12 protein-coding genes are annotated in these 13,390 nt (G+C 57.2%); 7 read left to right on the forward strand and 5 right to left on the reverse strand.

Translation table 11 applies throughout. The annotated features are described in order from the left end of the window. Window positions 1–50: 50 nt before the first annotated feature. The gene (locus ACESQ2_RS15735; protein WP_046877528.1) at window positions 51–803 is read right to left on the reverse strand and encodes a LuxR family transcriptional regulator; all 753 of its coding nucleotides are present in this window, start codon (window positions 801–803) and stop codon (window positions 51–53) included. A gap of 202 nt (window positions 804–1,005) precedes the next feature. On the opposite strand from ACESQ2_RS15735, the gene ACESQ2_RS15740 reads away from it, so the two are divergent. From ACESQ2_RS15740 to ACESQ2_RS15770, 7 genes are all read left to right on the forward strand, one after another. Further along, window positions 1,006–1,905 (forward strand): proline iminopeptidase-family hydrolase, encoded by a 900-nt coding sequence (locus tag ACESQ2_RS15740; protein WP_016946945.1) that lies wholly within the window; start codon window positions 1,006–1,008, stop codon window positions 1,903–1,905. After that, entirely contained in the window at window positions 1,905–2,843 is a 939-nt protein-coding gene (locus ACESQ2_RS15745; RefSeq protein WP_004852520.1) for an ABC transporter permease, read from the forward strand. The genes ACESQ2_RS15740 and ACESQ2_RS15745 overlap by 1 nt, the downstream gene beginning before the upstream one ends. Beyond that, the gene (locus ACESQ2_RS15750) at window positions 2,840–3,685 is read left to right on the forward strand and encodes an ABC transporter permease (protein ID WP_016946946.1); all 846 of its coding nucleotides are present in this window, start codon (window positions 2,840–2,842) and stop codon (window positions 3,683–3,685) included. Before ACESQ2_RS15745 ends, ACESQ2_RS15750 begins: the two co-directional genes overlap by 4 nt. Continuing rightward, window positions 3,682–4,656, forward strand: coding sequence for an ABC transporter ATP-binding protein (locus ACESQ2_RS15755; RefSeq protein ID WP_014230085.1), 975 nt, complete (start codon window positions 3,682–3,684; stop codon window positions 4,654–4,656). The genes ACESQ2_RS15750 and ACESQ2_RS15755 overlap by 4 nt, the downstream gene beginning before the upstream one ends. After that, the gene (locus ACESQ2_RS15760; RefSeq protein ID WP_373170842.1) at window positions 4,656–5,690 is read left to right on the forward strand and encodes an ABC transporter ATP-binding protein; all 1,035 of its coding nucleotides are present in this window, start codon (window positions 4,656–4,658) and stop codon (window positions 5,688–5,690) included. The genes ACESQ2_RS15755 and ACESQ2_RS15760 overlap by 1 nt, the downstream gene beginning before the upstream one ends. Beyond that, window positions 5,671–7,185 (forward strand): ABC transporter substrate-binding protein, encoded by a 1,515-nt coding sequence (locus ACESQ2_RS15765; protein WP_025107772.1) that lies wholly within the window; start codon window positions 5,671–5,673, stop codon window positions 7,183–7,185. Before ACESQ2_RS15760 ends, ACESQ2_RS15765 begins: the two co-directional genes overlap by 20 nt. A 234-nt stretch (window positions 7,186–7,419) precedes the next feature. Then, window positions 7,420–8,694, forward strand: coding sequence for a dicarboxylate/amino acid:cation symporter (locus tag ACESQ2_RS15770; protein WP_004852509.1), 1,275 nt, complete (start codon window positions 7,420–7,422; stop codon window positions 8,692–8,694). Between the two features lie 296 nt (window positions 8,695–8,990). Here the strand turns inward: ACESQ2_RS15770 and ACESQ2_RS15775 are convergent, their stop codons facing one another. The 4 genes from ACESQ2_RS15775 to ACESQ2_RS15790 form a co-directional block, all read right to left on the reverse strand. Further along, window positions 8,991–9,608, reverse strand: coding sequence for a transcriptional regulator (locus ACESQ2_RS15775; RefSeq protein WP_049070207.1), 618 nt, complete (start codon window positions 9,606–9,608; stop codon window positions 8,991–8,993). A 108-nt stretch (window positions 9,609–9,716) separates the two neighbouring features. Beyond that, window positions 9,717–9,857, reverse strand: coding sequence for a small membrane protein (locus tag ACESQ2_RS15780; RefSeq protein ID WP_032451537.1), 141 nt, complete (start codon window positions 9,855–9,857; stop codon window positions 9,717–9,719). A gap of 366 nt (window positions 9,858–10,223) precedes the next feature. Continuing rightward, entirely contained in the window at window positions 10,224–10,922 is a 699-nt protein-coding gene (locus ACESQ2_RS15785; RefSeq protein WP_016946950.1) for a response regulator transcription factor, read from the reverse strand. Then, complete coding sequence (locus ACESQ2_RS15790) at window positions 10,919–12,880, reverse strand: sensor histidine kinase (protein WP_227638043.1); 1,962 nt, start codon at window positions 12,878–12,880, stop codon at window positions 10,919–10,921. Before ACESQ2_RS15790 ends, ACESQ2_RS15785 begins: the two co-directional genes overlap by 4 nt. Window positions 12,881–13,390 lie beyond the last annotated feature (510 nt).

Genomic DNA, 13,390 nt, shown 5'->3' on the forward strand with positions numbered 1-13,390 from the left:
CAGGGTAAAGGCTGGCAACCGCGGCTGAACACTAGCAAAAATGCTAGTTCTTAGCTGTCGAGCAGACGGTAGTGCAGGGCGCGGACCACCGCCTGCACGCGGTTGCTGGCGCCCAGCTTTTTGGCTGCGGTATTGAGATGCAGCGTCACCGTCGCCACCGAGCGATGCAGCTTGCGGGCGATCTCTTTGGCGGTAAGCCCCTCGGCGGACCACGCCAGGCATTCGCGCTCGCGGTTGCTCAGCTTGACGTGATGGCAGGTGAGCATAGCGCTGTCGAACAGCGGGAAGGCGGATTCCTGAAACTGCCAGGCGAGCAGCATCAGCTGCGCCAGGGTGGCGCTGATTTCCCGCTCCTGACGCTGGCCGGTATGGATGCCGGTGAGGGTCACGAACCCCCCGTTGGGGAGATGCAGGGGAACCGTCGCGCCGCAGGGCATATTGTGTTCGCGCATATAGTCGGTGACCGCGGTGGGATGATTGTCCAGCCTCCCGCGCAGCATGCTGCTGTCCGGCTGTTGATAGGACCAGACAAAAGGCGCGCAGCTCTCGAGCGCGCAGTGCTGTACCGGATCCACCTGGTAATATCCGCGCTCGCACCATAGCTGGCGCATATCTTCCGGCACGTTGAACGTTTTCAGCAGCGAGGGCGTAATCAGTTCTCCTTCCAGAGAACGCGGAACCGGCGTGTAATCGTAAATCACCGCCTCAAATCCCAACCTCCGGGTGTGCTGAAAAAGCCCGCTGAATGCGTCATCCAGGCTGGCCGCCCGCGCGCTGCCGGGGTGGTCAAACTCCAGTCGCATATAACCCCCTTCACCTAAAACGAGACCTGCGACGGGCACGATTTGTGCAAATCCGTCAGTAGCTGGCCCAAAGATATGCAATTCCGGTGCCGTTCCGGCGCGGCGCAAAACTAGTATTTTTGCTAACTGTTCAGCGTCCGGGGTTGCCGTTAGCGTTAAGACAGACCCTAACCCTCTTACCATCGACGATGAGGAATAGACCATGTGGAGCGAAATAGCGCCCGACCGGTGCCATAACATTGCGGTGGAAGGCTATAACGTCGTGGCCTATCAGTTTGGCGACGGCGATGAGACCGTTCTCTGCCTCAACGGCGGACCGGGGCTGCCCTGCGACTATCTGCGTGAAGCCCACGCTTGTCTGAAACAGCACGGCTATCGGGTGATCGCCTTTGACCAGTTGGGGACCGGAAAGTCCGACCGGCCGGATGACGCCAGCCTGTGGACGATGGCGCGCTATGTGCGTGAAGTGGAGACCGTCCGCCGGACTTTGGGCCTTGGTCAGGTGCATCTGCTTGGTCACTCGTGGGGCGGATGGCTGGCGATTGAAGTGGCATTGCACCATCCTGGCGCAATTCGCTCGCTGATTCTGGAAAACACCGTCGCCGATATGCCGCATCTGGTGCAGGAGCTGAACCGACTGCGCGGGGCGCTGGGGCCAGAAACCGTCGCGATGATGCAGCGCTACGAAGCGCTCGGCTGGCTAGACCATCCGGCCTATCAGGCGGCGATTACGCTGCTGAATTACCGTCACGTGTGCCGCCTTGACGTCTGGCCAGAGCCGGTTATCCGCTCGCTTGGGGACTGGAATATGGGCCCGTATATCACCATGCAGGGGCCGAACGAATTCCTCTATACCGGTAATTTAAAAAACTGGAACCGCAGCGCTGAGCTGGCGTCAATCCGCGTGCCCTGTTTGATCACCAGCGGCCAGCACGATGAACTGACGCCCGCCTGCGCCCTGAAAATGAAGCAGGGGCTGGCGAACGCTGAAATAGCCATTTTTGCCAACAGCAGCCACATGCCGTTTTACGAAGAGCCGCAGGCTTACTATCCGGTGCTGCTCGATTTTCTGGCGCGCCAGCGCGACGCGGGAGGCTGTTAATGCATCGTTACCGCTTTCTGCTTTTTCGCCCGCTACAGCTGCTGCCGGTTCTGCTGGGTATCAGCCTGATCACCTTCATGATGGTGCGCGCGATCCCCGGCGATCCGGCGCGTATTCTGCTGGGGGTGCGCAGCACGCCGGCGGCGCTGGCCCGCATCCGCGCGCAGTTTGCCCTCGATGAACCGCTGTGGGTTCAGTACGGCTATTTTCTGCGCAACCTGCTGCAGGGCGAGCTGGGGAAGTCGATTGTATACCGGGTGGATACCCTGAAGCTGATTGCCTCGCGGCTGGAACCGACGCTGTGGCTGGTGCTCGGCAGCGTTCTGCTGGCGGTAGCGTTGACGGTGCCGCTGGCGGCGATAGCCGCACGCCAGCGCGGGCGTCTCGCCGATCGGTTGATTCGTCTGTTTACGACCGCCGGGCTTGGATTCCCGGCATTCTGGCTCGGCATCATGCTGATTCTGCTGTTCAGTATCGTGCTCGGCTGGTTTCCGGTCTCCGGCTACGGCAGCGATTTTTTAGACCAGCTGCACCATATGGTTCTGCCGTGCCTGACCGTGGCGCTGGCGCTGTCGGCGGTATTGATTCGCAACCTGCGCGCCAGCCTGCTGATGGAGATGAATAGCGACTATGTGGTGGCGGCCCGGGCGCGCGGGCAGCAGGAAAGACGTATCTTCTGGCGGCACGTGCTGCCGAACTCGCTGGTGCCGACCATCAATCTGCTGGCGGTGAATATTGGCTGGCTTATAGGCAGTACGGTGGTGATTGAAAGCGTGTTTGCCATCCCCGGCCTCGGACAGCTGCTGGTTAAGGCGATTTTTAGCCGCGACTACATGGTGGTGCAGGGCGTGGTAATGGTCTTTGCCCTTGCCACCGTGGCGGTCAGCCTGCTGGCGGATATTCTGACCGTGGCCCTCGACCCAAGGATAAAACTATGAAGGCGATAGCGACCTTTTCCTGCCTGCGTCAGCGGGCGATCCCGCGTCAGCAGGCGCTCTTCGCCGGGCTGGCGATAGTCGGACTATGGCTACTGGTCGCCTGTCTGGCGCCGTGGATAGCGCCGTTCGATCCGATTGCCCAGGACGCCTCTTCCAGCCTGCTGCCGCCGGGCGGCGCGCATCTCTTCGGTACCGACAACTTTGGCCGCGACGTTTTTTCCCGCGTGCTGTGGGGGGCGCGGGTCGATCTGCAAATCTGCCTGCTGGGGGTCCTGTTCCCCTTTATGCTCGGCACCACCCTGGGGGCGCTGGCGGGCTATCTCGGCGGCGTGGCCGACGCGCTGGTGATGCGGGTTATTGATATCGTGCTGGCCTTTCCGTTTCTGGTGCTGATGCTGGCGATTATCGCCATCCTCGGGCCGGGGCTGAGCAGCTTTTATATGGCGATGGCGATGGTGGGCTGGGTCTCCTACGCCCGGCTGGTACGCGCTCAGGTACTGACGCTGAAACAGCGCGATTTTATTCTGGCGGCCCGCAGTCTGGGCTACGGCCATCTGCGGATTTTGTTCCGCCATCTGCTGCCCAATGCGCTAACCGGAGCCATCATTTTTTCGATGTCCGACTGCGTTCTGGTGCTGCTGAACGGGGCCTCGGTGAGCTATCTCGGGCTCGGCGTGCAGCCTCCTACCGCCGAATGGGGGATTATGGTGGCCGAAGGGCAGAGCTTTATTACCACCGCATGGTGGATAACCACCTTTCCGGGGCTTGCCATCGTGCTGCTGGCGATGGGATTCAGCCTGCTGGCCGATGGGCTGGGCGATAAGCTAGGGGAACGCGTATGAGCTTGCTGAAGGTAAATCAGCTGACGGTCATGCGCGGCGAGGATGTCGCGCTGGTGGATAACGTCTCGTTAACGCTTGAAGCCGGGGAGATGCTTGGGCTGGTTGGCGAAAGCGGGTCGGGGAAAACCGTGACCTGCCGGGCGCTGATGCGCCTGCTGCCGGGGGCCGGACTGCGGATTACCGGCGGTGAGGTTCTGCTGGACGGCCGGGATATCTTGTCCCTCAGCGAAGGGCAAATGTCGGCGGTGCGCGGCCGGGAAATCGGCATGATTTTCCAGAACCCGACCAGCCATCTCAATCCGGTGATGACCATTGGAGAGCAGATTGCAGAAAGTCGCCGCCTTCACTTTGCGGCAAACCGCCGTCAGGCGCGGGAGGATGCGCTGGCCTTGCTGCGCCAGGTCGGTATCCCGGACCCGCAGAATCGGCTCAATAGCTATCCGCACGAATTTTCCGGCGGCATGCGCCAGCGGGCGATGATCGCCGTTGCCCTCGCGCCGGAACCCCGGCTGCTGATTGCCGACGAACCGACCACCGCGCTGGATGTCACCGTGCAGATGCAGATTCTGCGCCTGCTCAGCGATCTGCGCGCCGAGCTGGGGCTGGCGGTCATTATGATCACCCACGATCTCGGGGTGGTGGCGCAAACCTGCGACCGGATTGCGGTGATGTACGGCGGCAGGCTGTGTGAAGTGGGCGGCAAACGCGAAGTGCTTGGCGGGCCCCTGCATCCCTATACCCGCGGGCTCATTGATTGTCAGCCGGCCAGCGAAGGCGGGCAGGGGAGGTTGACGATCATCGACGGCCAGCCGCCCAGCGCCGACCACTTCCCATCAGGGTGTCGCTTTCACCCGCGCTGCCGCCGCGCCGATGAGGCGTGTCAGAGCCAGCCATTGCTGCGTTACGGGCAGGATTGCCATAGCCACGCGGTGGCCTGCCATCACATTTTGCCAGCACGGCAGGAGGGATAATGGTTAACGCTCGCTGGCCGCTGCTTGAGGCCGATAATCTTTGCGTCACCTTCCCGGTTTCCGGCGGCCTTTGGCGGCCGAAGCGGGTCGTACACGCGGTAAACCGGGTCACGATGCAGATCTTTCCTGGCGAGACGCTGGGCCTTGTCGGCGAATCCGGCAGCGGTAAGAGCACGCTTGGCCGAGCGCTGTTACAGCTTGAACGGGTTGCCGATGGCGAGGTGCGGTTCGCCGGACAGCGCATTACCCATGGCTTAACCAGCGATATTGCCCGTCTGCGCCAGCAAAGCGCGATGATTTTCCAGGATCCCTATGCCTCGTTGAATCCCAGGCAGACCGTAGGAGAAAGCATCTCCGAGGTGCTGCGCGTGCATCAGAAAGTCCCGCGCGGGCAGGAAGCGCTGCGGGTTGCGGAACTGCTCACCCTGGTCGGCCTGCGTCCGCAGCAGGCCAGCGCGAAACCGTCTCAGCTAAGCGGCGGCCAGTGCCAGCGCGTCGGTATTGCCAGAGCGCTGGCCATGGAGCCGCGGCTGATCGTGGCCGATGAGTGCGTCGCGGCGCTGGACGTCTCTATTCAGGGACAGATCGTCAACCTGCTGATGGATCTGCGGGAAAAGATGGGGCTGGCGATTCTGTTTATCGCCCACGATCTGGCGATTGTGCGGCGGCTCTGCGATCGCGTTGCGGTGATGTATCTCGGGAGAATTGTGGAAGAGGGGCCGGCAGAAGCGGTCTTCACTCGACCGCTGCATCCCTATACCGCCGCGCTGGTCTCGGCGATCCCGGAAATCGACCCGGATAAACCGCTGCCGAAAAATTTGCTGGGGGGCGAGCCGCCCAGTCCCGTAGCCGTTCCACAAGGTTGTACATTTCATCCGCGCTGCCCTTATGCGCAGGTGCAGTGCCGCACCGGCGCACCACCACCAACCCGGCAGATTGCCGATCGCGCTTATGCCTGCGTGCTCAACCTCGCGGGCGATGAGACCGTTTTTCCGTTAACTGGGGGATCTTTTGATGAAGCACAGGCAGATTAAGTTACTGGCGGCGAGCGTTTTTCTGGCGCTCAGCGTGGTGAGTGAAATAGCTCAGGCGGCCGGCGTATTGACCATTGGCCGCCGGGAGGACAGCACCACGTTTGACCCGATAAAATCGGCGCAAAATGCGGATAACTGGGTCTTTTCCAACGTCTTTGACCCGCTGGTGCGGGTGGATAAAAGCGGGACGAAGCTGGAGCCGGGCGTGGCCGAGAGCTGGACGATTTCCCCGGATGGCAAAGTCTATACCTTCAAAATTCGCGAAACCCGGTTCTCGGACGGTACGCCGCTGACCGCCAGCGATGCGGCGTTTAGCCTGATCCGTATCCGCGATGATGAAGGCTCGCTGTGGCGGGATTCCTATAGCATTATTGCCAAAGCGGAAGCCACGGACCCGCGCACGCTGGTGGTGACGCTGAAATCGCCTTCAGCGCCGTTCTTATCGCAGCTGGCGCTGCCGAACGCTTCGGTGATTTCCCAGCAGGCGATGAAGGCGGAAGGCGAAGAGGCGTTTGCCGAAAAGCCCGTGGGCTCCGGCGCGTTTAGCGTGAAAGAGTGGCTGCGCGGAGAAAAGATCGTACTGGTGAAGAACCCGAACTTCTGGCAGGCGAAAAACGTCAGCCTGGATGGCGTGGAGTGGTTAACCATTCCGGACGACAATACCCGCATGCTGAAAGTGCAGGCCGGTGAACTTGACGCCGCGCTGACCGTGCCTTTCTCGCGCATTGCATCGTTACAAAAGGATGCCAATCTGAAGGTGGAGCTGGATCCTTCTACTCGCGAGGACCATCTGCTGATCAATCATTCTCACGGCGCGCTGGGCAAGGTGGAAGTCCGTCAGGCGCTGGACTTCGCGATTGATAAAGACGCGATTGTGAAAACCGTGACCTTTGGCTACGGTCAGGTGGCCAATTCCTATATTCCCGCCGGAGCGCTTTACCACTATCAGGATAATCTTCGCCGGCCATACGATCCGCAAAAGGCCAAAGCGATGTTGAAAGCGGCGGGCGCTGCCGACCTGAAGCTGAACTATGTGGTCAATGCCGGGGATGAAGTCGATGAGCAAATTGCCATTTTGCTACAACAGCAGCTGGCAAAAGCCGGGGTGACGGTGAATTTGCAAAAAGTCGACCCGAGCCAGAGCTGGGATATGCTGGTGGCCGGGGAGTACGATATATCGGTGATGTACTGGACCAACGATATTCTCGACCCCGATCAGAAAACCACCTTCGTGCTGGGTCACGATGCCAATATGAACTATATGACCCGCTATCATAACGACCAGGTTAAAGCGCTGGTGGCCGCCGCGCGCGTTGAAATGGACAGTAAAAAGCGCGAGCAGATGTATATCGACCTGCAAAAAATGGCCAAGGCCGACGTGAACTGGGTCGATCTGTATTACAGCCCGTACCGCAACGTCAGCCGCAAAAATATCGACGGTTTTTATCAGAATCCGCTGGGACGTTTCTTCCTGGAGGATACCGTAAAACACTAATGCCTCTTTGCGCCGGTTGTCCTCTGACGCCGGCGCCTTTTTCATCTTACCGGCGGCGCGACACGGTTTGATGCACATCAACGAGCACATTAACTTTTACTATAAAAACTAAAAAAGAGTTGTAACCCCGCCTGCTTTTATTCAATTTATGTGGTGAATATTTAATGTATTCCAATAAATAAAGCATATATACATTAAAAAACAACACGTTAAATAAATCAGGGGTTAATTTTTGTGGCAAGTGCAAACAAACTCACGCTGTTCATCGTCATCTTCATGCTGTTGGGGATCCTCTCCGGCGCGGCCATCCACGCTTACGCCGGGCAAACGACCATTACCGCATGGTCGGAAAACATTACGCTACTTACCGACGTGTTTCTGCGCCTGATTAAGATGGTCATTGCGCCGTTGGTGTTCAGTACCCTGACGGTGGGCATTATGCGGCTGGGCGAAACGGCGACCATTGGGCGGGTCGGCGGTAAAGCCATGGTATGGTTTATTACCTCGTCCATTCTCTCCATTCTGGTCGGGCTGGTGATTGTTACCCTCGAGCATCCCGGCGCCGGTTTGAACCTGGCGATCCCGAAAGAGTCCGTGGATACCGGGCTGGCGGTGAGCGGGATGAGCCTGAAAGGCTTTCTGACCCATACCATCCCCACCAGCATTACCGAGGCGATGTCCAACAACGAGATTCTGCAAATCGTGGTGTTCTCGATGTTCTTCGGTATTGCCGGGGCATCGCTGGGGGAGAAATTCAACGCCCCGCTGGTGGCGGCGCTGAACGTGGTTTCCCATATTATGCTGAAGGTGACCGGGTACGTGATGTACGTCGCGCCGCTGGCGATTTTCGCCGCGATCTCTTCGGTTATCGCCTCGCAGGGGCTGGGGATCCTGCTTAATTACGCCTCGTTTATCGGCGGATACTATGTCGCGATTCTGCTGACCAGCGCGGTGCTGCTGGCGGTGGGGTATATGGTGCTCAAAAAAGAGGTTTTTCGCCTGCTGAACATGCTCAAAGATCCGGTGCTGGTGGCGTTCACGACCAGCAGCTCCGAGGCGGCCTATCCGAAGACCCTGGAGCGTCTGGTGGAATTTGGCTGCTCGCGTAATATCGCGTCGTTTGTGCTGCCAATTGGCTACTCCTTTAATCTGGTCGGTTCAATGGTCTACTGCTCTTTTGCCGCCATGTTTATCGCCCAGGCTTACAATATTCAGCTGAGCTTTAGCGAGATTACCGTAATGATGCTGACGCTGATGCTGGCTTCGAAAGGGATTGCCGGGGTACCGCGTTCGGCGCTGGTGGTGCTGGCGGCGACCATCCCGAGCTTCAATATTCCGGTGGCGGGTATTTTACTGCTGATGGGGATTGACCATTTCCTCGATATGGGGCGTTCAGCGATTAACGTGCTGGGTAACGGGATTGCGACGGCGATGCTGTCAAAAAATGAAGGTCTGTCGCAGAATGAGGTACCCGAGGCTGAAGTCGCGCCTCAGCAGGCGCAAGCCTGATCGTCGGGCGGCCTCTCTGACGGGGTCGCTTTTTGCGCAGAAAAAGAGGCCCCTGACAGGCACGCCAGGGGCAATGTGACGAAGTAACAGATTCCCTGGTAGAGGCATTTTTTATTGTATAAAAATACGCTCCGGTATTTTCATACCAGGGAACCGGGTCATGTTACCCGCTGCCCGTAACGCCTGAGTAGATGTTTTTCATTTTACCGATCTTTTTCGGAATCCCGTTCCTCGCAAGCCAGCAAATTCTTAATTTTACGGTACATAATCCGATCGTCGATGGCGCGTGCGCGCGTTTACCAGCGTTCTTTTAATAAGTTAATAAACTGGAAAAAGTCATAATTGTTATTAAGGCTGTATTTTTCCATAATTTTGCTTTTGTGCCAGGTGATGGTTTTGGGGGTGACTTTGTTGAGAGCAGAAATTTTACCGATATCAAAGCCATGAATAATGCCGGTGGCGACGGCTACCTGCGATTTGGACAACATTTTATGCGGGCAGTGAGTGCAAATTAGCGGCGAGTCCATTACCTGCGTCAGAGGAAGAAGTTCACTTCTTTTCAGCTCGTGGCCAATGATTTCAAACATCTTATCGATATTAACGGCTTTGATTGAGACAAAGATAACGCCCTTAAGGCAGTTGACGATCAGCTCCTTTTCCGGAAGTTTGTCATAGCTGTGCAATATAATCACCGAACTGTTTTTTTTACGGTTCTTTATACTGGTATTGCACAGATAGATCTCGCCGGGAAGAACTTCAGCGATGATGATATCCTTATCTAAAAAATCATTATGCTTATAAGAAAAAGCGGCTTTAAGGTTACCGCTGCGGCTGATGAGCTCATTGACTATGGCAACCAACGACTCTCGGAGAAAGGTATTCCTGGTGTTGATAGCGATGTTTATTTTTTTCATGGCGTTATTTCCCTGATAAATCAACATAACGCCATGTTGTGATCAATCCTCCGGGCGTATGCGGTGGCTGCTGCTGGACAGATTTGGTTACTATTCGCGGTGCTTTAGTTATTTTCTGCGCGAAGAATTCTTAGCTGAAAACGGAAATTTTTGTTTTCTCCTGTCTCTGATATAGGAAACAAGGCTGTAAACAGACACGCAAAGGCAAAATATGCATAGCAATAAGGCTAACCATGTTTGCATGGCCATGATAGATATCCTTCAACTTAATTTTAGGTGTTAAAAATGTAACTCGCCGGCACGGGAATATTTTTATACTCTTCTTTAAACCGTGCTCGCGATACGCGGCCGAAAAGCGCACGGCAAGCGTCCTGAATTCAGCTATCGCTGGATCAGCAATAGTCGGTTTGCTCAGGGACGCTTTGGGCCGGTGTGCTCACGACGCCATGTCAATGTAAGAAAATTCTTAATGTGCTGTCAGTCTCATTTCTCTCATTCCTCTCAAAAACTGAAAAAAATTAACAAGAGGAGCAAAACTGAAAACAACTTCGCAATGACGCCGCGCGGATGGCGGAATACTGACCGGCAGCGCTGCTGCTGCCGGCCGGGGAAAGGTCAGGAGAGAAACGCCAGCCCTTTGCCAAAAATCGCGCGAATCGGCAGGGTGATACCATGAAGGCGGGCCTTGTGGCGCAGGCGGCTGATCACGACGTCGATTCGGTGCAGTTCCGGTTCGCCTTCATCGGTAAACAGAGAGGTGTGCAGGTCAACCTTGCTGCAGACCTCATTGCGGTTACGCATTAACACTTCCAGCAGCCGATACTCTTGCTGCGTGAGCGGCAGGGCCAGCCCAGACGGCGCCACAAGGCGCTCGCTCTGGAGTACCCAGTGAGACGGCGCTGGCCGCTCTGCTGATAGCGGCGGGTTGACGCGCTCCGTCGGTTTTTGCTGGCGAAGCCGGGAGCCAAGCGCCTGAATACTCTCCGCGAGGTCGGAAAAGTTGACCGGCTTGATGAGGTAGAGATCGGCGCCGGCGTTTAAGGCCTGGAGCCGATCCTGCTCATGCCCTCTGGCGGTCACCACCACCAGGCCGAACTGGCCAATTTCGTGCAAATAGTCCAGCACGCTAAAGCCGTCCTCACCCGGCAAGCCAATATCGATAAGCACAATATCAACCGGATCGCGATGCAGCTGCCGCCAGAAGGCTTCGGCGCTGCCCACGCCCCAGGCATCGAAGCCGCGATGGCGCAGAAAAGCCAGCAGCTCGTCGAGTAAATCAGCGCTATCTTCGATGATTGCGACGCGTAATGTCATGATTTGTCCTTCTGCTGTCCGTTAGCCGGGAGCGTGAGCGCAAATTTGCATCCGGCCGACGTGTTCTCTGCCAGCCACAGGTCCCCGCCGTGAGCCTGGATGATTTGTCGGGCGACATACAGGCCAAGCCCGGTCCCGGCCGGCGTTGCGGTATCCGTTTCGCCGCGCCGATAGCGCTCGAAAATATGCTCGACCTGTTCAGGCGGGATGCCGGGACCGCGATCGCCAATGCGTAATTCCACGTGTTTTTCCTGCGGATAAATCTCGATGCTTATCTCCCCGGAAGCGGCATATTTCACCGAGTTGTCGAGCAGGTTGGCGATGGCGATACACAGTAGCCCGCTATCAATAAACAGCACCGGTGAAGGGGAGTCCGGACCCACAGTTTGCCCCTCAAGGGTGACATCCAGATAATGGTTAAGCGAAAGATCCACGACCGTCGCGGCCATATAGATCACCGGCAGCAGCGCTGCATCCTGCCTGTCGGCGTGCAGGTCCCTGGAGGAGAGCCGGGCGTCGGCCAGGCAATTATCGGTAAGCTGTACCAGACGGGTTGTCGCCCGCTGCATGCGGTCGAGGCGCGAGCTCTGCGTCACCGTTGCGGGGCACAGGCGCAGGTTTTCCAGCGCGGCCTGGAGGATCGCCAGCGGCGTTCTGAACTCATGCGCCACCATTCCCATAAACTGGCGCTGGTGGAAGCTGGCCTCGCGTTCAATCTGTAGCTCTCGCGCCAGTTGCTGCTTGCGCACCAGAGTCCGGTTTTCCGCCCGCACCCGCAGTACGGCGATGATCAGGACGGTGACGATATGAATAATCAGCGCGTACTGCCAGGTGGAATAGACCCCATTATGAAACGGAATGACGCCGTGGATAGAGAGCAGCGCCAGCCCGGCGGAGACGACGTATATCGGCGGCAGCAGCCCCAGCAGCAGCGTATTGATATCAATCGCTTTGCGCCGCCACAGCATCCATGACGTGATCAACAGAATAGGGGCGGCGATAAAAAATATCCCGGCCTCTATCTGCATCGCCAGGCCGTAAAAGCCCAGCGGAATACTGATTTGCAGAACGATGTTTAAACCGATCGCCGCCAGCAACAGTTGATGCAGCCGCGGCATATTTTTCTTGAGATCGAAAACTTCGCTATGCAGCCACAGCGCGGTGGCGTAGCTCACCAGCGACAGGCAGCTGATCATATAATCCTGAACCGGCAGCAGGGCGCTGCCAAATAACCACTCCGGGTAGCCATGCAGGGCCGCGACGAGCGGATAGTTTAGCGAGAACAGGCAGATCCCCCACAGCAGGCGCCGACGCAGCGCGATGGCAAGCCACAGGGCGATGCCGCTGGCAATTACCGCCAGGCCAAAATAGAAGCTCCAGAAAGCGGTATCGAGCGTGGCCGAACGCACGAACTCCTGCGGCGAGGAGAGCGTCGCCAGCAGAATCAGGGTGCTGCTGCTCTGGAGACGGAATACCATCTCGTAGCCAGCCGCAGTTGGCGGGGGCGGCAAAATCAGTACGCTTTCGCGGTAGTCGAGATCGTTATCCCGGGCAGACGCATGGTCGCCAAACTCTTTCTGTCGCCATGGACTGTCGCTGCCGTAAGGGCGATAAAACACGGTCAAACGATCGACAAACGACGGACCGAGCTGCAGCCAGCGCTGTTCGCCAGCAAATAAGGCCGCCGGGAGCGAAGTACGTAGCCAGTAGGCCTTTGTCGAGTAGCCGAACGACGGGATAAGCTGCGCCGTTTTTAGCGCCTCTTCAGGGAGCGAAAGAAAGGCGTTGAGGGTCAGCGTGTCGCTGGCGTCGGCGTACCAGTAGACCGGAATATCAATACCCAGCTGGCGGACCTCCGCGCGGGCTGGCGTCCCTATCTGCAGAGCGATAATGACGCCGCACCATGCCCAGAAATGCGCGCTGCGGCTCCTGCGAATAAGATCATAAAAAGCGCACAAACGATTCAATCACGCCCCCTTGTGGCATGGATTAATCAATCAGACGGTATAAACGCAGAGGAACGCTGCCGCAGGCACAGGTACCCCTCCGCATTCGGGAAATAAACGTCCAGGGCCGGGCAACGCAGCATTCTGCTGGTGCCGAAGATATTATTCCAGCGTTATCTGCACGCCGGGTAACTGGCCAGACCTGCTGTAAGAAGATTCTCAATCAACCTTAACGTAGGAGGGAGGTGCATAATAAGCAACCTGAAAGTTCAGGCGCAGCATACGAGTTTATGATGTTATGCCATAAATTGACGCGATAGCTATATAAAATTGGCATTAGATTATTTAATCAGCGCATATAAAAGCAGCGGGTTATATTCAAGTTTAATTTACGCTGAAATAACGATAACGGACAATATCTGTGGCGAGTGAGGCGCATTTGGCGATGAATCCACCGCGGCTGATGGGATGATCGGTCGCACAGACCCTCATAAAAGACCGCCGACGAGCGTGTGATAAAAA

It is taken from the genome of Klebsiella sp. Q11 (genome assembly GCF_964241505.1).
Classification (GTDB): Bacteria; Pseudomonadota; Gammaproteobacteria; order Enterobacterales; family Enterobacteriaceae; genus Klebsiella; species Klebsiella michiganensis.